The sequence below is a fragment of the uncultured Meiothermus sp. genome (assembly GCF_937863175.1).
Taxonomy (GTDB): Bacteria; Deinococcota; Deinococci; order Deinococcales; family Thermaceae; genus Meiothermus.
In genome coordinates this window covers 1-19,560 of sequence record NZ_CALMCQ010000404.1, presented here as the reverse complement: position 1 = coordinate 19,560, position 19,560 = coordinate 1, and the positions used below count along the sequence as shown (strand labels likewise).

The following is a 19,560-nucleotide window of genomic DNA, read 5'->3' as shown; positions in this document are numbered from 1 at the left end:
GAATTTAAATTCTCGAACTTGTTTCAAGCCTTCAAAACCTGACAAAAGCAACCCCTAAAATCTAAGCCCAAGAGGTAAACCTGGAGAACGGCATTCTAAAAAACCCAGGTTCAACCGCCTCGAGCGCAAAACGCTATCGCCGCAGAGATGTGTAGGCAGAGATGTGTAGCATGCTGGCCCAGGCTCTTGATAAGGCCAGTAGCGATTCGGTGAGGATGAGCACGTCCTCCACCCACCGGGCTCGCCCGAAGCCAGAGAAGCCTCAATGCTTTTACGGAAAAGCGCAAACCTGATTTCAGCAAGCCGGGTTGACTGTTAGAATGTTTGGGCTCACCGGGGCCACCGCCCCAACCCATTGCCCAACACGGAGGCCAGCGTGGAAGTTCGCATCCCCAAACGTGCCCTTGCCGAAGGACTCTCAATCCTCGAGCGGATCATTCCCAGCCGCAGTTCCAACCCCATCCTGACGTACTTACCCATCGAACTTTCCGACCAGGGCCTGATTCTACGGGGCACCAACGGCGAGGTAGATATCGAGGTCAAGCTACCTGCCGAGATACAGGGTTCAGGCCAGGTGCTGGTTCCGGCCCAAACCTTCTCGCAGATCGTGCGCAGCGCTCCGGGCGAGCTGGTCGAGTTGATCTTTGGCCAGGGTGCAGAGGGAGCGAAAAGTGCCGGAGAGCGCCTCGAGCTGCACTCCGGAGCCTTCAATACCCAGTTCTCTACCACCAGCCCCGATGGCTATCCCGAGCTATCTTTTACGGTTCCCGGTTCCGGTGCAGGGGCCGTAGAGACGATTGCCGCCTCACGCCTGGCTCAGGCCATCACCCGCGTCCGCTATGCCGCTAGCACCGAGGAGTACCGGGCTATCTTCCGTGGGGTGCAGCTCGAGATGTCCCCTGCCGGCCTGCGTTCGGTGGCTTCCGATGGCTTTCGACTGGCCCGCTACGACCTTCCGATGCAGCTGCAGACCCGCAAGCTGGTGATCCCGGCCCGTAGCGCCGACGAGATTGTCCGGGTCTTCAAGGATGCGCAAGGGGAGGTGGCCTTTGCGGTAGGCGAGGGAACCCTGACCCTGGTGGGAGAGGCGGTTCGTATGTCGGTCAAGCTGATGGAAGGCGAGTTTCCCGATTATGCCCGGGTGATTCCCCAGAGTTTTGTCCTGGAAGCCACCCTGACCGCCGAAGCTTTGAGGGAGAGTCTCAAGCGGGTAGCAGTGCTCTCGGATCGTAACAACCACCGCGTCAACCTGCTCTTCAACAATGGAAAGCTCGATATTGATGCCGAAGGGGATTATGGACGGGGTAGGGAAGAGTTGAACATTGATTCTTCGGGTGAGTCCCAACTGATGGTGGCCTACAACGCTCAATACCTGATTGATGCACTGGTTCCTATCGAGGGTGCGGTACGGATCAAGCTGTCAGGCCCTACCAGCCCCAGCGTGGTGCAAGCGATCGAAGACACCGGCTACCTGGCAGTGGTCGTGCCATTGCGGGTTTGAGGTTAGCATGGGTCGAAGCTGATGGGCCTATGGTCGGTTGGCTTCCAGCCAGTGTTCATATCCAGTTCTGGAACGTTGACCGGGTCAACACCAAGCCTGCCTGACTAAACCCTGGCGTTGCAGTGTAGACTCTTAAGCGGCTTGTGTGGAAATAGAAGCGTTTCCAGCAAGGAGGCACTCTTAATGACGACAATCGTTGATGTAAAAGGACGTGAAATACTTGATTCACGTGGCAATCCCACCGTTGAGGCCGAGGTAACGCTCGAGTCTGGTGCGCGCGGACGGGCGATGGTGCCCTCCGGTGCCTCCACTGGAGCCCACGAAGCCGCCGAACTTCGCGATGGCGGCCCCCGCTTTGGGGGCAAAGGGGTGTTGCGGGCGGTGGCCGCAGTCAATGAACGCATTGTTGAAGAAGTGATCGGGCTGGATGCGCTCAACCAGGAAGCGGTAGACAAGATTATGTTGGAACTGGATGGCACCGCCAACAAGGGCAACCTGGGGGCCAATGCCATCCTGGCGGTCTCGTTGGCCACGGCTCACGCCGCTGCAGCCGCGCTGGGCCTGCCGCTGTATCGCTATCTGGGCGGGGTGCAGGGCGTGACCCTGCCAGTGCCGTTGATGAATGTGATTAACGGGGGCAAGCATGGTGACAACAATGTGGATTTCCAAGAGTTCATGCTGGTGCCCGGTGGTCTGCCCACTTTCTCGGAGGCGCTGCGGGCTGGGGTCGAAACCTTCCACGCTCTAAAATCGGTTTTAAAGGGCAAGGGCTACAACACCAATGTCGGGGACGAGGGCGGGTTTGCCCCCGACCTAAAATCGAACGTAGAGGCTGTAGAGGTGCTTCTGGCTGCCATTGAGAAAGCAGGGTATAAGGCCGGTAAGGACATCGCCCTCGCACTTGACCCCGCTACCACCGAACTCTACCGGGATGGTAAGTATCATCTGGAAGCCGAAAACAAAGCCCTCTCAGGCGAAGAGATGGCAGCGTATTGGGAGAACTGGATCAACCAGTACCCTATTGTCTCGATCGAAGATGGCCTGGCCGAAGACGACTGGGATGCCTGGAAACACTTCACCCAGCGGGTGGGCCAGCGGATTCAACTGGTTGGAGACGACCTGTTTGTGACCAACCCAGCTTTTCTACGGCGTGGCATCGAGATGGGGGTGGGCAACTCCATTCTGGTCAAGGTCAACCAGATTGGCACCCTCAGCGAGACCCTGGAAGCCATCCGGCTGGCCCACCGTTCGGGCTATACCAGCATCCTCTCGCACCGTTCCGGTGAGACCGAAGACCACACCATTGCCGACATTGCGGTCGCGGTCAACGCGGGCCAGATCAAGACCGGCTCTGCCAGCCGTTCAGACCGTCTTGCAAAATACAACCAGCTTTTGCGCATCGAGGAAGAGCTGGGCGCAGGTGCGAGATACCTGGGCTTCGGGGCGTTCAAAAAACAAAAGTCGAACGTCGAAAGTTGATGGTTCAGCGCCAACTGACTTTCGACCACAGACCTGAGACAAAACTATGGGACTCTCAAAACGAACTAAAATTGTAGCCACCCTTGGGCCCGCCTCTCGCTCCTCCGAGATGATCCGGGCCTTGATCGAGGCCGGGGTAGATGTTTTTCGTCTCAATTTTTCCCACGGAATGCCCGATGACCACCGTCAATCGGTGCAAATGATCCGTGAAGCCTCGAGTTCCCTTTCCCGCACGGTAGCCATCCTGCAAGACCTGCAAGGCCCCAAAATTCGTTGTGGGCGCTTTAGAGAGGGTGCGGTTGATTTGCAGCAGGGACAGAAGTTCATCATTACCACCGAGCCCCTCGAGGGCGACGAAACCAGGGTCTCGACCACCTACCGGGGCCTGCCCAATGATGTCGAACCAGGGCAAATGTTGCTGCTGGATGATGGGAATATTCGTCTGCGGGTAGACGAGGTAGGCCTCAACGATATTCACACCACGGTGATGGTGGGAGGGCGATTGTCCAACAATAAAGGTATCAACATCCCTGGCGCCGACCTCTCGATTCCTGCCCTGACCGACAAAGACATTGACGACCTGACCCTGGGCGCTGAGCTGGAAGTGGACTGGGTGGCCATCAGCTTCGTGCGCAGCCGCGACGACCTGCTTCTGGCCAGACACTACCTGGGCCGCCACAACTCCCGCGCGAGGCTCATGGCCAAGATTGAGAAGCCCAGCGCGGTGGCCCGCTTTGATGAAATTCTGGAAGAGGCCGACGGCATCATGGTGGCCCGTGGCGACCTGGGGGTGGAGATGCCGCTGGAGGAGGTGCCTGCCGTGCAAAAGCGCATCATCCTCAAAGCAGTGCAGGCCGGCAAAGCGGTCGTTACCGCTACCCAGATGCTCGAGTCCATGATCAAAAACCCCAGCCCCACCCGGGCCGAGGCCTCGGATGTGGCCAATGCTATCTTCGACGGCACCGACGCCATCATGCTTTCGGCGGAAACTGCCACCGGGCAATACCCGGTAGAAGCAGTGGCGTTTATGAGCCGGGTAGCTAAAACCATTGAAGCCACCCAGGAGTACAAAGACCGACTCAATGCACTGCGACCCCCCCCCAATCGCACCGTGCAGGACGCCATTGCCCGAGCAGTTGACGATGTGGTGGAGTCCACCGAAGCCAGGGCGGTGGTGGTGTTTACGGCCTCCGGTAGCGCGGCACGCCGGGTGGCCCGTACCCGCCCTCCGGTACCGATTCTGGCCCTGACGCCCAACCAGTTTGTGCGCGACCAGCTGGCCCTGGTCTCGGGTGTCCTGCCCCTGCTGGCTCCCGATCCAAAAAACACCGACGATATGGTAGAAATCGCGGTGGCAAAAGCCATGGAGACTGGACTGGCCGAGGCCGGCGAGTACGTGGTTATCACTGCCGGAGTTCCGTTTGGGGTGCGCGGCACCACCAACATGATCCGGGTGGAGCGGGTGAGCTGACCCATCCCTAAAGCTTCAGGCCAAATCGGTTTTTTGAAGCCTGTTCAGGAAGGGCTGACCTGGGTATAGAGTTTGCGATCTCCCCGTAGTATGGCCTGATCTATGTAGCACCAGATCCAGGTCTCCCCCGGTTCAAACGATTGAACCAGCGGATGACCTCTGCTATGAGCATGTTTGCTGGCATGTTTGTTTTTTGAAGACTCACAACAACCCACATGACCGCAAGTAAGGCAGATTCGCAGGTGTACCCAGGTGTCGCCCACCGCCAGACACTCCTCGCAACCCTGGATTCTGGGGCTAAGTACGGGTGGGTTTTCCAACCAGTGGGTCAGGTGGTCACAAGTAGCCATATCTGATGGTAACTCAAAGGCTCCATGCCACCTAATCTGATCGCACCCTTTCTATATGCCCGCACCCCGATGGGAGCGAGCCGTGTGGTGCAGAACACGGTTCTGCAGAAAGCTGTCGGCTAAACCTTTTTGAAGGATGCTCGATGTTAAACGGCTGGAAAACACCAATGACCACGATGCTCTGCACTGGTATAGTGTTGATCCCAGAAGTGAGTGTGAAACGTCCAGATGCGCTGGCGTTAGCGGTACAAGGCAATTTTGTGGTTGGGGTTAAGACCTGCCACTTCGAGTTCTGATACCCTGCGGCGCATCCAGGCTGTATTGGGTGCCTCTTGCAGAACAAAACCCAGGCGGGCAACTTCTTGAACACCCGCCTTAGAAACCATCACCGAAATTTCTATCGTGGGTGCACTAGAGACCCGCTAGCTTTCGTTGGCGGCGCAGGCTGAGGTATTGGCTGGCTTGCGACAAAGCCACCACGTCTTTTTCTGCCATCCCCAAGCCCTCACGCAGGATGAGCTGGTCGGCCAGGTTTTGTGCCTGTTCTACCTGGCCATTTTTAATAAGGCGATGAAGCTCATCGGCAAGATGCTCCAGTTTCTTTGTACCAGCCTCGAACCTGGGTAGTACAATTTTTTCGGCTTCCCCTGGCTCGATCTTGAGCATCCCGCCGCCCATGGGGTGACCTTCGATCTCCGCACTCAATCGCGTGAGCGAAGTTTGCCACAAAACCGCGACTGCTTTGGCACTCCAACCCCTGGGGGTATGAGCGGTAGCCCGGCTAAAAGGGAAGCCACCCCCCACCTGCAAGGCGGGAGGGAACTTAAGGCGCAGGGTATGCAGAGTGTTGGGCGCAACCACCCTTGCTTCGTTGGCGACGAGTCGGGGTGTTTCGCCGCTCATGTAGGTGAGGAAGGCATCGGGCTGGTAGACGTGGGGGACGGCGTACCACGGTTGGCGCACCCGGCATTTGTACGCTCTATGGATCCTGTTCACCTGGCCTTGTTGGAGGTATTGTCGCAGCCCAGAAGGCAGTTCGGCTGTGGGGGAGATGTGCAGCAAAAACCCGGCTTCGCCTTTTTGCACCGCCACGTCCCAATCAGCCTGGGTAAAACGCAAACCCCTCAAGATCCGCCCGCGTCGCACTGCGGGGTTGAGGAACTCTTGTGGAATACTCCATTGCTGCGCTTGCTCCGGGCTCAGGTGAAAGAAATCGTTGTTGCCGGTTACGTAACCAATGCCTACGTCGGCGATTTCGCCTAGATGGAAGGTTTGTGGAGAGTCGCGCAGATCCTGGTAGAGTTCGCGAGCCGTGTGGGGAATCCAGTACTCGAGCAAACGTTTGCGACTCGAGGTTAGTGCGGGGGTATCAAGAATCTGAGAATTGGGGTGCGGAAGATGCAAAGCCTCCAAATCGGATGCGCTGTGTAGATCCAATAACGCAAATACAGCCGTTGGTTCAGCATATGACCTCCGACCTTCGGCCAGCAGCAGCAGCACGTCCTGGCTCAAGGCGGGAAAAAGCTTCTTGCGGAAGGTCAGTAGGGTGACATGCTCAAATGACCTTGCCAGGTATTGCAACACGGGCCGGGCGTAGGCAGCATGGCCCAACTCGGCAGGGATCACCAGGCCCAGCCGCCCACCCGGATAGAGCAGCGCTGCAGAGTGCACCACGAAGGCTGCCCATGAACTGGAAAGCTTGCCCAGGATCACGCCCTGCTCGGCGGCTCGCCGGATGGCTTTGTCTCGCCCCGCGCCGGTGAAGCGCTGGTAACGAATGAAGGGAGGGTTGCCCACCACAGCATTCAAGCGCAGACGCTGGGGTTGAACATCGAAAAAATCGCCGCAGATCAGGTGGTCTCGATTAATGGAGTAAAGTGAGTCTAGCATCGTAGCGGTGTGCCCATAAACCTCTTGGTCTAATTCAACACCGAAAATCTGCCGACGGGCGTCGCCGCCCAATTGCTGTATACGCTCACTCGCCGTTGCCAAAAAAACACCACCGCCAAAAGATGGATCGGCAAGAGTATCGTGTGGAGAGCGTAAAGCCCAGCGCACCAGCAACCGAGCAACGGTGGCATCGGTGTAGTAGGCACCGAAGGCTTTGGCGGCTTCCCCTGTGGGGCCTGGCGGCAACTGACCCAACTCCATCGCTCAGATGCTAACGGATTGGCAAGCGAATCTGAAAGCGCGTGTCGCCGGGTCGAGACTCTACCCGGATACTGCCCTGGTGGCGCTGGACAATTTGTCTGACCATATCCAGGCCCAGCCCGGTGCCCTTCCCAACTTCTTTGGTGGTGAAGAAGGGATCGAAAATCCTGTCTTGAATTTCAGCCGGAATGCCAGGGCCGCTGTCGCCGATTTCCACCAGCACAATGCTGTTCTCGCTAGCGGTGCGGATGTGCAGGGTGCCTTCCTCCCCCATTGCATCCAGGGCATTGTCAATCAGGTTGGTCCAGACCTGATTCAGCTCGGAGCCATGAGCCTCGATCCTGGGGATTTCGCGGTAGTCGCGAACGACTCTAATCCCTTGTCGCAGTCTGTAGCCAAAAATGGCCAGGGTGTTTTCCAGCCCTTCGCGCACATCCAGGGTTTGCCTGGGTATCTGATCCATGTAGCTGTAGCTCTTGATGGCCCCTACCAGCCTGGCGATGCGCTCGGTGCTGTCCTCGACAACGCGCACCAGGGCACGGGTGCGCAGGGTGGCCTCGAGCCAGTCCAGAATGTGCGGCATGGCCTGGGGGTTGTTCAATTCTTCCTTTATGGGGTGCAAACCCACCAGCCAGTCCACTGTGACTCCAGCATCGGCCCAGGTGGCCGCCCATTCCCAGGCTTTGGTCGCGCCGTGGTTCTCGAGCCAGGCACCGAGTTCGTTCTCGAGGTCACTGCGCCCTATCGCACCCAGCGGCCGGGGTTGCAGGCTATCCAGGTAGCTCAGCAGCTTTTGCAGGCCCACCAGGCCAATGAGCTCGCCCACCCGGGCCGAGCGGATCTCGAGGTCGGCATAGGCCTCTCCCAACTGTGCGGAGGCCCGCCGGGCTGCGGAGGCAGGGTTGTTCATTTCGTGGGCCAGCCCGGCGGAAAGCTTGCCGAGCGAAGCTAGTTTTTCCTGGCGAATTTCTTGCTGGCTGAAGTTGCGCACCCGGTCGGTAAGCAGGCCCACCAGCCGCGGGGCCAGGGCCGGGATGGCTCCCAGCATGGGCATGAACTCTTCTTTGTAGATGAAGAGGACGCGGATGGGGGAGAGGGCCACACCCATCCCTGCGAAGCGGGTCATGCGGGAAAAGGGCAGCACGCCGGTGATGTTACCCGGCTCGATGTGCAAAGCCTCGGTGTTGTTGTTGAAGCGGAACTCGAGGGTTCCCTCGAGCATGATTACCATGCGGTTGGCAGGGGTACCCTGCTCGACGACCGTGGCCCCAGTCAAGAACTCTTGATACTGGCCATGCGCGATCAGCCACTCCAGGTCGCTGTCCTCGAGGTCGGACAAAAGCGGAACCCTGCGCAAGTCGGTGATCGTTGGGCTCACGCCTCGACCTCAGCGGAAAGAAGGGGCAAACGAACTTGAAAGCGGGTGTCGCCGGGTCGGGACTCCACCCGGATGGTTCCATCGTGCCCCTGCACGATGCGCCGTACCATTTCCAGACCCAGCCCGGTGCCCCTCCCAACTTCTTTGGTGGTGAAGAAGGGATCGAAAATCCTGCCTTGAATTTCAGCCGGGATGCCAGGGCCGCTGTCCCCAATCTCCACCAACAGAAAATTCCCCTCCTGGACAATGCGGATGGTCAGGGTGCCCGCTTCGCCCATCGCATCCAGGGCATTGTCAATCAGGTTGGTCCAGACCTGATTCAGCTCGGTGCCAAAAGCCCAGACTCTGGGCAGGTCGGGCGCGTAGTCGCGCAGCACCTGGATGCTGCGTTTGAGGCGGTGGCCGAAAATCAGCAGGGTGTTCTCGAGGCCCTCCACCACATCTACGGCTTGTTTTGGGGCCTGATCCATAAAGGTGTAGCGCTTGACCGCCATCACCAGCCTGGAAATGCGCTGGGTGGTTTCCTGCACCAACCGCACCATGCCCTGCGTTCGGATGGCGGTGCGCATCCAGGTCAGCACCGCAGGCAGGGCTTCGGCAGGTGTGCGCGATTGCAGGCCCTCCAACCAGGCCACCGTTGCACCAGCGTCGGCCCACTCTTCGGCTTCATGGATATGGTAGGGCTCGAGCCAGGCTGCAAGTTTGTCCTCGAGGTCAGCCCGCTTGAGGCCGCTCAAGGGCGTTGGCTGCAGGATCTGGAGATGGCCCAGCAGGTCTCGCAAACCCGCAACCCCGATTTGTTCGGTGACCAGGGCAGCCTGGGTTTGCAGTTCGGTTAGAGCCTCGGCCAGCTCCAGGGCTGCACGGGTCGCGGCAGCCGTGGGGTTGCCCAATTCGTGGGCCAACCCTGCGGAAAGCTTCCCCAGCGAAGCCAGCTTTTCCATGCGAAAGTCCAGCCGGCTGACATAGCGCACCCGATCCAGCAGAATGCCCACCAGGCGCGGGGTGAGCTGGGGGATGGCCTCCAGCATGGAAGCAAAGTCCTGGCGGTGGATGGCCAGGCAGTGCAGGTCAGCCCGCGCCCATCCGGTGCCGTTGTACTGCTGCATACGCGAGTAGGGCAGGGCGCCTACGATATCCCCGGCCCCGGTGTCGTAGAGGGCATCGCTGGAGTCGGCCCAGCGAAACTCCAGAGATCCCTCGAGTAAAATCAGCATCCAATCCGGTGGATCTCCATCCCGGAGCACCGCCTGGCCAGCTTTGAAACGCAGCTCTTTCCCGTGGTCAATTAGCCACTGCAGCCCAGCCTCCGGCAAATCGGCCAGGGCCGGAACCGTGCGCAGATCGGCGGGGGAAAGGCTCATAGCGCTGCCAGATATTGATGCACAAACTGTACCGTGATCGAACCTTCCCCCACCGCGCTGGCCACCCGCTTGACCGACTGGTGCCGCACATCCCCGGCAGCAAACACCCCTGGCAGGCTGGTCTCGGTCAGGTAGGGGTCGCGTTCTAGCTTCCAGCGCTCTTTGGGAAGATCCGGCCCGGTCAGCACAAAGCCCTTGTCGTCGCGCACAATTTGTTCCCCCAGCCAGTCGGTATAGGGTAAGGCTCCGATGAAGATAAACAGAGCCGCTGCCAAAACCCTCTCGGTGCTTCCAGCGGTGCGATCGGCAAGGGTGAGAGCCTCGAGGTGGGTGTCGCCATGCACTTCGACGACCTGAGTGCAGCTTCGCAAGTGGATGTTGGGGGTGGCCTCGATCTGGTTGATCAGATAGCGCGACATAGTGGCGGTGAGGCCTGTTCCGCGCACCAGGAGCGTCACACTCCGGGCAAACTGGGCCAGGTACACAGCGGCCTGACCGGCGGAGTTGCCTCCACCCACGATATACACCTCCTCGTCCTTGCAAGCCTGGGCCTCAGTGATGGCTGCACCGTAATACACTCCGGCCCCGGTTAGCTTGTCCAGACCCGACACCGGCAGTTTGCGGTAGTTGACCCCGGTAGCGATCAGCAAGGTATGGCAGGAAAGTTCAGAGCCATCGTCCAGAGTCAAGATGCGGTACTGCCCGTCGGTACGCAGGCTGTGGGCAGTGGCCGGGGTGAGAATTTCCGTATCAAACTTGCGAGCCTGGGCCACTGCACGCCGCGCCAGGTCGCCGCCCGATAGCCCAGCAGGAAAGCCCAGATAGTTCTCAATGCGAGAACTGGTACCCGCCTGTCCGCCAGGCGCTTCCTGTTCGATCATCACCACCTTGAGCCCCTCCGATGCGCCGTATACGGCGGCAGCCAGTCCTGCGGGGCCGCCCCCCACAATCACCAAATCGTAGAAAGGGTTGTCGGCCCGGGTCTTGAGTCCAATTCTCTGGGCCAACTGAACCACGGAGGGGCTTTCCAGCCGGTTCCCATCCGGCAGCAGCACCACCGGCAGCTTCACCTCCCCCATCTTGCTGTATAGCTCCTGGGCCTCGGGCATGGTCTCCAGATCCAGAGTTTGATAGGGCACGTGGTTGCGGGCCAGGAAGTCCTTGAGGGCATGGGTCTCGGGCGACCAGCGGTGCCCCAGCAGCCGCACCCCCTCGAAGGGGGGCTTGTAGCCGGCCAGCCAGTCCTCCAGCAGATCGTCCAGTACCGGATAGAGCTGGGTCTCGGGAGGATCCCAGGGTTTCATCAGATAGTAGTCAATCCGTACTTTGTTGATGGCTCGGATGGCCGCCTCGGTGTCGGCGTAGGCGGTGAGCAAGGCCCGCTTGGCCTCGGGGTAGAGAGCCCTGGAGCGCTCGAGAAACTCCACCCCATCCATCTGGGGCATGCGGTGGTCGGACAGAAGCAGGGCCACCGGGTCGCCGCGTTCCTTGAGCTGGCCCAGTGCGTCCAGGGCCTCCAGGCCCGAACTGGCCCGCACGATGCGGTAGGCCGCCCCATATTTGCGGCGCAGATCCTGCGCGATGGCTCCCAGCACCGGGGCATCATCATCAATGGTCATCAGGACAGGTTTGGCCATAATGCTCTATTTTGCTCCCAGATACCCCTGAATGTAAGAGTGTCCTCCCACGGGAGCGAGACACTTTGCTCGAGGTCGAAGAAACAACGGGTTCTCGAGCGATATTTTGACAGCGGTTCCTTCCGAGGCGGGCTGCAACCAGGCGGTTTCGGCGTGTGATATATTACATCTCACCGGAGAGTCCATGCCTGATTTTTCCCAAAAACTCCTGGGTCAAGCCCATCGGCGCATTGAGCGATATCTGCGCGAGGTCGAGACCCGCCGGGTGTTTCCTTCTGAGCAGGATCTGCGCTTGCTGGCCCAGTTTGACGAACCCTTGCCCCAACAGAGTATGTCCGCTGCCGAGGCAGTGCGACAGCTCAAACAATATGGCCCGCCCAACACCGTGGCCAGCCGGGGAGGGTTTGGCTGGCGTACCACTGCCAACGAGGTGGAACAATCCCTGGCGGCCATTTTTCGCTGCGCCCGCCAGACCCCCTGAAGAGGTTAAGCATGCCTGTGCCGGAATCTGCCCAAACCCTAACCCGCCCCATCCTGCGCGAGTCGGCCTACCAACAACTGCGCGACTGGATCGTGCAGGGAATCCTGGAACCTGGTGAGCAATTGCGCGACCAGGAGCTGGCGGTGCGCCTGGGCGTCAGCCGTACCCCGGTGCGTGAAGCCCTGCGCCGCCTGGAGGACGAGGGGCTGGTCGAGACCGCCAAGAACCGCTGGACGCGGGTCAAGCCGGTAGACCTGGATGAGGCCGAACAGATTTATCCCGTTCGCGCCGTGCTGGACAGTCTGGCGCTGAAGCTGACCTTCCCCCATCTGACCCAAGCCAACCTGAGCGCCATGAGGGAGGCCAACGTCCGCCTCAAGGCTGCGCTCAAGAGTGCCGATATTCCCGCTGCGGTCGAGGCAGACTCGGCTTTTCACGACGAATACGTGCGGCCTTGTAGCAACCTCGAGCTCGTTGAGATCATCCGGGGTCTGCGCCTCAAGCACCACCGCCTCGAGCTAACCTACTTCGGTAGTCCCAAACTGGGCCTGGTCTCGGTAGAGGAGCATGCCGGAATTGTAGAGGCCATTGTTGCGGGCAACGCTGAGGCTGCTCCGCAACGCCTGCACCGCCACTTCCACAACGCCCTGGCCCGCTTGAAAGGACAGCCTCAGGTCTGATGGCGCAGGCCCCCGCGGTTCTCACCAACGGTCAAACCCGCCCTCCCAGCCACCCTGGAGTTTGCCCATGAATGCCTTCAACCACCTGCTCAACGATTTCGGCCAGGTAGAGCGCTGGCCTACCAAACCCGCCGAGAAAACCGCTGTCATCGAGTACCTGGCCGCCAAATTTCCGGCAGGTCAAAGTTATAGCGAAACTCAAATCAACGCCCTCCTGAAAACCTGGCATACCTTTGAAGACTGGGCCTTGCTGCGTCGCGAACTATGCGATCGCGGCTTCCTGACCCGCGAACCCAGTGGCTCGAGCTATGTGCGCACCGCCCTTGGCGCCACGGATATTCCCCATCGGTTGAAGCTCGAGCACATCCAGCAAGCGGCTCGAACGATAGACCCCATCTTTCTTCATACCCCCCAGTTCCCCGCCGAAAGCTTGAGCGAGGTGCTGGGGGTCGAACTCGTGGTCAAGGTCGAAACCCTCAATCCCATTCGCTGTTTCAAGGGGCGCGGGGCCGACTATTTCTTTGTGCGCAACCCAAACCTGCCCGAAGTAATCTGTGCCTCGGCGGGCAACTTTGGACAGGGGATGGCCTATGCGGCCCGCAAGCGTGACATCAAGCCAACGGTCTTTGCTTCGGTCAATGCCAGTCCGCTCAAGATTGCCCGGATGCAGGCCCTGGGTGCGACCGTGCGGCTGGCGGGCGAAGACTTCGATGCCGCCAAGCTGGCTGCTAAGGAATATGCTGCCGGTCACGGGCTGCTTTTTGTCGAGGACAGCCGCAATGTGGAGTTCTCCGAGGGCGCGGGAACGATGGGCCTGGAACTCCTACGCTATCCCAAACCCCTCGATGCCGTGCTGGTTCCCCTGGGCAACGGCGCGATGCTGGCCGGAATTGCTCGCTGGGTCAGGGCCCAGGCTCCGGCGGTACGGGTGGTGGGGGTGAGTGCAGCCGGGGCCCCCGCGATGGAGCAGTCCTGGCGAAGCGGAACCCTGGTGCAGACCCAGTCTATCGCTACTATTGCCGATGGCATCGGGGTGAGGATTCCAGTGCCCGAAGCCCTGGAAGATCTGAAGAGTCTGGTGGACGAGATACTGCTGGTCGAAGACCCCACCCTCCAGCAAGCCATGCAACTGGTACAGCAGCATCTGGGGCTGGTGCTCGAGCCCTCCGGCGCGGTCGGCATCGCAGCCCTGCTGGCCTACCCCCAGTTCAAAGAACAGCGGGTGGCCACCATCCTGTGTGGGGGCAACCTGACCGAGGAGCAGAGGAGAGCATGGCTGTAAACCCCCTTCCTCCCTCGTCCCAGGCTGCTTTCTGGCGGGGCGTGCTGGTGTCGCTGCCGATCGCGGTCGGCATCGTACCTTTTGCGCTGGTTACCGGAATAGCGGGTGTGAAGGCTGGTTTGAACGCGGTGGAAGTGACGGCAATGTCGGTTCTGGTGTTTGCTGGGGCCGCCCAGTTGGTAGCCCTGCAGCTGATCGGGGCGGGGGCTTCGATCTTCTTCGTGTGGCTGGCCACCCTGGTGGTGAACCTGCGCTACCTGATGTACAGCAGCGCCCTGGCCAGGCCGCTGGAAGCCCTGTCCTCGCGTATGAAATTACTGGCCGCTTTCTTGATGGTCGATCAGAATTTCGCTCTAGCGGTGAGCCAGTATTCATCGCTTGGCCCGCGCATTACACCCTGGTTTTATCTGGGCATCGGCCTGGTGCTCTGGCTGGTCTGGGTGGTCTGTACCTACCTGGGGGCGTTGCTGGGGGCAAGGTTGCCCGAGGCCTGGTCGCTGGACTTCGTGGTACCGCTGTGCTTTCTGGTGTTGCTGGTTCCTGCAGTGCAGAACCGGCCCAGCCTGTTTGCCGCCCTGGTGGGAGGGCTGGTCTCGACCGCCCTGATTGGTATGCCCTACCGCTCGGGGCTGTTTATCGGGGCGGTCGCAGGCATCTGGGCGGGGGTCTGGCTGGAGAACCGACAGGGGAGAAGACCATGAGCGACCTCGAGCTCTGGATCACCCTGCTGGGCATGACCCTGATTGCCTTTGCGCTGCGCTACCTTCCCCTGGCCATGCTGGAACGCTTCAGCCTGCCCTCCAGCCTGCAACAGGCCCTGCGCTACGTGCCCGCCGCAACCCTGGCTGGGCTGGTCTTCCCCGCTTTGCTCACCCCCGACGGGCAGTGGGCCATCGGACTGCACAACGAACGCTTGCTGGCCGGAATTATCGCAGCCCTGGTGGCCTGGCGCTTCAAGAACATCCTGCTCACACTGGGGGTAGGGATGGGAGCACTGTGGCTGCTGCAATGGATGGGGGTCTGAGATGCGGCTGGCTACCCTGGCCCCCATCCTTTTTGTGCTGCTGTGGAGCACCGGCTTTGTGGGGGCCAAGTTTGGCCTGCCCTATGCCGAGCCCTTCACCTTTTTATGGGTGCGGATGCTGATTGTGGTGGGGCTGCTCTTGGGCCTGGCCTGGTTGCTGCGCTCACCTTGGCCAAAGGGCTGGGCCTTGAACCTGCACATAGCGGTCTCGGGTACCTTGCTACACGCAGGCTATCTGGGTGGGGTCTTTTTTGCGATCTCGAGGGGAATGCCCGCCGGCACGGCGGCCCTGATTGTGGGTTTGCAGCCCATCCTGACCGCAATTCTGGCGCAGTATCTGCTGCGCGAGCAGGTGAACCTGGTGCAGTGGGCAGGACTTTTGTTGGGCCTTTTGGGGGTGGCTCTGGTAGTGGGCGAGAATGCCCTGCGGGCCGGCATGGTAGACCTTAAGCCTTCAGCTTACCTGGCGATCGGGCTGGCCTTGCTCTGTACTACCATCGGAACGCTGTACCATAAACGCTTTGCCACCCAGATGCCGCTGGTGGGCGGAACCCTGGTGCAGTTCATCGCGGCCACCGCAGCCCTTCTGAGCCTGGCGCTGCTCTTTGGCGAGACCATGCAAATTGAGTGGACCCTGCATTTTACCCTGGCTTTGTGGTGGGGGGTGGTCGTGCTGTCAATTGGGGCCATCCTGCTCTTGATGTACCTGATCCGCCACAACTCGGCCAGCAGCGTGGCCAGCTTGTTTTACCTGGTTCCTCCGGTAACGGCGGTTCAAGCCTACTTTTTGTTTGGTGAGCAGCTCGGGGCGCTGGCCATCCTGGGAATGGCGCTGGCGGCGGTGGGGGTGGCGATGGTGGTACGGCGCTGAGGCGATCTCTGAATGGAGGGAGGCTCAAGTGAACTTTGACTACATCAACATCCAACGACTGCCGCAACTTTTTGCTGGCGTCTGCGGAGGGTTGACCGGTAATGGCAGATTCAACTTGCTGACTAACGCCCGGAGGAATTCTGATGCGCACGCTCAACCTCTCGGTCAATCAACTGCATGGCTTCATCTTTATCCATCAACAGCCCTTTTCGGGCCTCGATTAGCGAGTTGACTGCACTCTGGAGTTCCTTCACCCGAATCTCCATTTCCTGATACTCCCCCACACCCATCAGCACGCCCGCCGCCTTGCCGTTCTGGGTTAGGATCAGCCGGTCGCCTTCCTGCAACCGCTTGAGAAAGGCCGCAGCGTTTGAGCGAAACTCCGAAACCGGAACCAAATCACGTCTGAGGTCGAGGGTCTTCATACTGAGTATTGTACCAGGTTTTGTACTTTAGGCTTCGCGCCGAACCAGGGTCTGCAAAATTTCCAGCACCACCCTGCCCATGGCCCCTCTGGGTGCTTTGAGCAAGACCGGCTCCAGCATCGACAGCCCTTCGGTCAGCATCTGTTCGGCCAGGGTCTGGGCATAGTCCACCGCGCCCGACTGCAACAGGCACCGGTGCAACCAGTCCACCTCGAGGGCCGATTTTTGCTCCCGGGGAATTCGGAGCAAATTCTCGGCCCGCGCTCGTTCGCCCGCATCGGCGTTTTGTAGGAAACGCAGCAGGATCAGCGTACGCTTGCCCTCCCAGACGTCCCCCGCAATTTCCTTGCCATACTTGGCGGGGTCGCCCTGAAGGTTGAGCACATCGTCCACAATCTGGAAGCCGATGCCCAGCTTCATCCCGGCTTCCTCCAACACCGGAGCAGGCTCGAGGCCCGCAGCCAGCACGCCCAGTCGCAACGGCGCGACGGCGGTGTAGTAGGCAGCTTTCTGCCCCACCATCTGGAGGTAGTCGGCCTCCTGCAAGTCGAAGCGCTGTTGCTGCATCCAGGTCATTTCCAGGTGCTGTCCCTGGGCCGTAAGCTCTACCAGCCGGGCAAACTCGAGCAACACCCCCCGCGAGACCCCGGCCTCGACCAGCAGGGCCCACTGCCTGGCGTGCAGTGCGTCGCCCACATTGAGCGCCAGGGGCATCCCATAGAGTTTGTGCAGGGTGGGCTTGCCGCGCCGTTCGTCGGAAGCATCCTCGATGTCGTCGTGGATCAGGGCCCAGTTTTGAAATAGTTCAAGCGCTGCCGCAATGGGCAGGAGTTGCTTAAGCTCGGCCCCATAGGCCTGCCCGGTATAGGTTAGCAGCAGTCCGCGCAGCATCTTGCCGCCCCGCTCGGGGTAGTCGCGCAGCATCTGGGCATACTCGGCCAGTTCGGGGCGCTGGGCGGCCTCAGGTCTGGGCAGGGCCTCAAGCAAGTACTGCTGGATGGCCTCTCGTACCTGGGTCGGGGAGAGGGTGGAGGTCATGGGTAGATACTACGGCGTGGGGCGGCAGGCTGAAAGCGCAGGGCCGATAGCTGATAGCCAAGTTTTGATTTGTTGCCGCAATCGGCTCGCGGTGCACGGAACTCAGCGGCGGTTTTCAAAGCCCTGGGTGGGGTGGTTCAATTTGAAACCACCGCAACGCTCAGCACCCCGCTTTCTGCCAACAACACTTTACATTATCTGCGTCAACCCCTATCATATTTTCTTGCAACGGCAGTTGGGCCTGCGCTAAGGGTGAGTATAGCCCGCAAATATTGGGGGTTTGTCAGTGGTTGTGAGCGCTACCTACCTGCGCTACACTAAAGCTCTACAGGAGGCTCAAACATGGGTATTCTTGACCGCCTTTCCCGCCTGATCCGCGCCAACATTAACGACCTCATCAAGCGGGCCGAAGACCCCGAAAAGATCATCGAACAAGCATTGGAAGACATGCGAACCACGCTGCGGGATGCCCGGATGGAAGTGGCCGAGGCTATGGCCGAGTTGAAGAAACTTGAGCGCGACCAGCAAAACTATGCCGAACAGATCCGCGCCTGGGAACTCAAGGCCGCCGACGCCCTCAAGGGCGAGCGTGAGGATCTGGCCCGCGAAGCCCTTAGGCGCAAGCAACAAGCCCAGGCCCTCTCCGATGGCTTTGCCCAGCAGGTGGCCCAGCAGCAGTACCTGGTCAACCAGCTCACCACCCAGCTCAAGGCCCTGGAAGGCAAAATCCAAGAGTCCGAGGCCAAGAAAGCCCTGCTCATCGCCCGCAAGAAGGGTGTGGAAGCTGCCGAGACGGTACGCAGGTTCGAGTCCAAAACCGATACCCACAGCGCGGTAGAAGCCTTCGAGGACATGGAACGCCGCATCGAGGCCATGGAAGATAAACATGCGGCCCTTTCGGAAATGGACAAGAGCAACATCGAGCGGGAGCTTCAGAGCCTGGGCAGCAGCAAGGAAGTGGAAGACGATCTGGCCCGCCTCAAACGCGATCTCGGTATGGCATGAGGGTGCGCCACGATGTGAATGGCTGAAAGCGAAAAGCCGAAGGCCTAAAGCTAAAAGTTGAGGGCAGAACCCCTGAGCCAATCGGGGGTTTTTACTGGGAGTCGGAGTAGCTTAGAAAAACCTCGCCAAGCTGGGCCAGGCTGCCCACAGCCCGTCCGGTGGGCAGATGGCGCACAACCACTGCTACCGGTTCGGCAGGGTTACCGCTTACTTCGGCCACCGAAAAGAGCTCTCCATCAACCTCCACCGTGATCTCACGAACCCCACAGATCTCCACCAGGCGGTAGCACCCCAGGGTTAGCCATTCCTCGCCAAATATGCGCCGGAGTTCCTCGTAGGCGATTGTCTTGTACCAGGCCTCACCAGCTTGCAAGGTCTCGGCCTTGAAGGCGGCAATAGCCGCTTTGCGTAGGCGGTTGTCCCGTACATTGCTCGACTGCATAGTTAAAACTTTAAGCTCTGTTACGTCACCCCAGGGTAAGTAACTCGATGACAAAATGGGTGCTACGTCTGTCCTGGTCGTAATTTACCCCATGGATTAAGACCAAACCCAACTTTGCGCCTTAATTCTTGCCGGAGATACCAAGAAGGAACGGGCGAATGAGCAATGGGTGCGACCGGCGAGCCTGGCAGCAGCCCGGGGCGGTTTGCAAATGGATTGCATCCTGGGCTGCCTTAAAAACCGCCGGGTTCCGTCACTGGGTGCGCCCTCTACGGCAATTGCCCTGGAGCTGGGCTGCTGGAAATCAAGGGGTATGCGATTCCGCTAGACGTTCGAGTCTTGTGGACTTGCGCTACTGCGCCAGCGGCGTATTCTGAAAGCAAGATGGCAAGCCTCGCCCTGGTGGAGTTGATGTTGCTCTTGCTGGTGGTGGGGTTGCTGGTCTGGGCATTTGGCGCAGGCCGTAACCTGCCCCAGGCCCAGCGAGAACAGGCCCACCGGTTGGATCTGGCACTGGCCGAAATCCGGCAACAGGGCGAAGAGTTACCCCATCTGCGGGAACCGCTCAAACAGGTGCGGCAGTATGGGCGGGATTTACACAAACTGCTGCCGCAACAGGTTGAGCTCGAGCGCTTTCTGATCAAACCAGGCCTGGACAGCTTGACCCGTGACCGCCTGCTGGGGCGGAGCCACGAACTGAGCCGATGCTTTGAGCGCGGGGTAGAGTATTTGGAGCGCCTGGGAGCCGAGTTGCTGCTGATCTCGGAGACCGGGGAACCCCCGGTGCTGGCGGAGCTGCCGCAACTCCTCATCGAATTGCGTGAAGTTTTACATCCGCGTAGCCCCCATCAAGGGTAAATTGTTGGAATGCCACGAATCTTCATCCCAATTTTAATGCTACTTTTACTGTTGGCGGCCTGTGCGCCACGCGCTACCGAACCCCAGACCCACACCGCCATTATCCAGGGGCCGGTGGGCTTC

General features: G+C 59.9%; 19 protein-coding genes. 11 read left to right on the top strand and 8 right to left on the bottom strand.

The features are described 5' to 3' along the window. Nucleotides 1-376 precede the first annotated feature (376 nt). The 3 genes from dnaN to pyk all read left to right on the top strand — a co-directional run bounded on the left by dnaN (nucleotide 377) and on the right by pyk (nucleotide 4,451). Complete coding sequence (gene dnaN / locus Q0288_RS15220) at nucleotides 377-1,501, top strand: DNA polymerase III subunit beta (RefSeq protein WP_299432226.1); 1,125 nt, start codon at nucleotides 377-379, stop codon at nucleotides 1,499-1,501. A 183-nt stretch (nucleotides 1,502-1,684) separates the two neighbouring features. After that, the gene (eno, locus tag Q0288_RS15215) at nucleotides 1,685-2,980 is read left to right on the top strand and encodes a phosphopyruvate hydratase (protein WP_299432223.1); all 1,296 of its coding nucleotides are present in this window, start codon (nucleotides 1,685-1,687) and stop codon (nucleotides 2,978-2,980) included. A 46-nt stretch (nucleotides 2,981-3,026) separates the two neighbouring features. Continuing rightward, complete coding sequence (pyk, locus tag Q0288_RS15210) at nucleotides 3,027-4,451, top strand: pyruvate kinase (RefSeq protein WP_299432220.1); 1,425 nt, start codon at nucleotides 3,027-3,029, stop codon at nucleotides 4,449-4,451. Between the two features lie 44 nt (nucleotides 4,452-4,495). Here pyk and Q0288_RS18095 read toward each other — a convergent pair whose 3' ends face one another. From Q0288_RS18095 to Q0288_RS15190, 5 genes are all read right to left on the bottom strand, one after another. Further along, nucleotides 4,496-4,801 (bottom strand): UBP-type zinc finger domain-containing protein, encoded by a 306-nt coding sequence (locus Q0288_RS18095; protein ID WP_366914786.1) that lies wholly within the window; start codon nucleotides 4,799-4,801, stop codon nucleotides 4,496-4,498. Nucleotides 4,802-5,212: 411 nt separating this feature from the next. Beyond that, on the bottom strand, nucleotides 5,213-6,952 hold the full coding sequence (locus Q0288_RS15205) for an N-6 DNA methylase (protein WP_299432217.1): 1,740 nt from the start codon (nucleotides 6,950-6,952) through the stop codon (nucleotides 5,213-5,215). A gap of 10 nt (nucleotides 6,953-6,962) precedes the next feature. Continuing rightward, nucleotides 6,963-8,330, bottom strand: coding sequence for an ATP-binding protein (locus Q0288_RS15200; RefSeq protein ID WP_299432214.1), 1,368 nt, complete (start codon nucleotides 8,328-8,330; stop codon nucleotides 6,963-6,965). Continuing rightward, nucleotides 8,327-9,694, bottom strand: coding sequence for an ATP-binding protein (locus tag Q0288_RS15195; RefSeq protein WP_299432210.1), 1,368 nt, complete (start codon nucleotides 9,692-9,694; stop codon nucleotides 8,327-8,329). The genes Q0288_RS15200 and Q0288_RS15195 overlap by 4 nt, the downstream gene beginning before the upstream one ends. Further along, on the bottom strand, nucleotides 9,691-11,331 hold the full coding sequence (locus Q0288_RS15190; protein WP_299432207.1) for an FAD-dependent oxidoreductase: 1,641 nt from the start codon (nucleotides 11,329-11,331) through the stop codon (nucleotides 9,691-9,693). The genes Q0288_RS15195 and Q0288_RS15190 overlap by 4 nt, the downstream gene beginning before the upstream one ends. 184 nt (nucleotides 11,332-11,515) lie before the next feature. Here Q0288_RS15190 and Q0288_RS15185 point away from each other — a divergent pair, with 184 nt between their 5' ends. The 6 genes from Q0288_RS15185 (at nucleotide 11,516) to Q0288_RS15160 (ending at nucleotide 15,669) form a co-directional block, all read left to right on the top strand. Beyond that, nucleotides 11,516-11,812, top strand: coding sequence for a hypothetical protein (locus tag Q0288_RS15185; protein ID WP_299432204.1), 297 nt, complete (start codon nucleotides 11,516-11,518; stop codon nucleotides 11,810-11,812). A gap of 11 nt (nucleotides 11,813-11,823) precedes the next feature. Further along, a complete protein-coding gene (locus Q0288_RS15180; protein WP_299432201.1) occupies nucleotides 11,824-12,492 on the top strand; it encodes a GntR family transcriptional regulator in 669 nt (222 codons plus the stop codon). Between the two features lie 67 nt (nucleotides 12,493-12,559). Further along, nucleotides 12,560-13,774, top strand: a complete 1,215-nt coding sequence (locus Q0288_RS15175; protein WP_299432198.1) for a pyridoxal-phosphate dependent enzyme — start codon at nucleotides 12,560-12,562, stop codon at nucleotides 13,772-13,774. Beyond that, on the top strand, nucleotides 13,765-14,475 hold the full coding sequence (locus tag Q0288_RS15170; RefSeq protein WP_299432195.1) for an AzlC family ABC transporter permease: 711 nt from the start codon (nucleotides 13,765-13,767) through the stop codon (nucleotides 14,473-14,475). The genes Q0288_RS15175 and Q0288_RS15170 overlap by 10 nt, the downstream gene beginning before the upstream one ends. Further along, a complete protein-coding gene (locus tag Q0288_RS15165; protein ID WP_299432192.1) occupies nucleotides 14,472-14,798 on the top strand; it encodes an AzlD domain-containing protein in 327 nt (108 codons plus the stop codon). Before Q0288_RS15170 ends, Q0288_RS15165 begins: the two co-directional genes overlap by 4 nt. 1 nt (nucleotide 14,799) lies before the next feature. After that, nucleotides 14,800-15,669, top strand: a complete 870-nt coding sequence (locus Q0288_RS15160) for a DMT family transporter (RefSeq protein WP_299432189.1) — start codon at nucleotides 14,800-14,802, stop codon at nucleotides 15,667-15,669. Nucleotides 15,670-15,791: 122 nt separating this feature from the next. On the opposite strand, the gene Q0288_RS15155 is transcribed toward Q0288_RS15160, so the two are convergent. After that, nucleotides 15,792-16,094 (bottom strand): type II toxin-antitoxin system prevent-host-death family antitoxin, encoded by a 303-nt coding sequence (locus tag Q0288_RS15155; RefSeq protein ID WP_299432186.1) that lies wholly within the window; start codon nucleotides 16,092-16,094, stop codon nucleotides 15,792-15,794. 27 nt (nucleotides 16,095-16,121) lie between these two features. After that, the gene (locus Q0288_RS15150) at nucleotides 16,122-17,132 is read right to left on the bottom strand and encodes a polyprenyl synthetase family protein (protein WP_299432183.1); all 1,011 of its coding nucleotides are present in this window, start codon (nucleotides 17,130-17,132) and stop codon (nucleotides 16,122-16,124) included. Nucleotides 17,133-17,474: 342 nt separating this feature from the next. Between Q0288_RS15150 and Q0288_RS15145 the strand changes: the two genes are divergently transcribed. Next, nucleotides 17,475-18,137, top strand: a complete 663-nt coding sequence (locus Q0288_RS15145; RefSeq protein ID WP_299432180.1) for a PspA/IM30 family protein — start codon at nucleotides 17,475-17,477, stop codon at nucleotides 18,135-18,137. A 91-nt stretch (nucleotides 18,138-18,228) separates the two neighbouring features. Here the strand turns inward: Q0288_RS15145 and Q0288_RS15140 are convergent, their stop codons facing one another. Beyond that, the gene (locus Q0288_RS15140) at nucleotides 18,229-18,579 is read right to left on the bottom strand and encodes a hypothetical protein (protein WP_299432177.1); all 351 of its coding nucleotides are present in this window, start codon (nucleotides 18,577-18,579) and stop codon (nucleotides 18,229-18,231) included. 384 nt (nucleotides 18,580-18,963) lie between these two features. On the opposite strand from Q0288_RS15140, the gene Q0288_RS15135 reads away from it, so the two are divergent. Further along, a complete protein-coding gene (locus Q0288_RS15135; RefSeq protein ID WP_299432174.1) occupies nucleotides 18,964-19,437 on the top strand; it encodes a hypothetical protein in 474 nt (157 codons plus the stop codon). Nucleotides 19,438-19,560 lie beyond the last annotated feature (123 nt).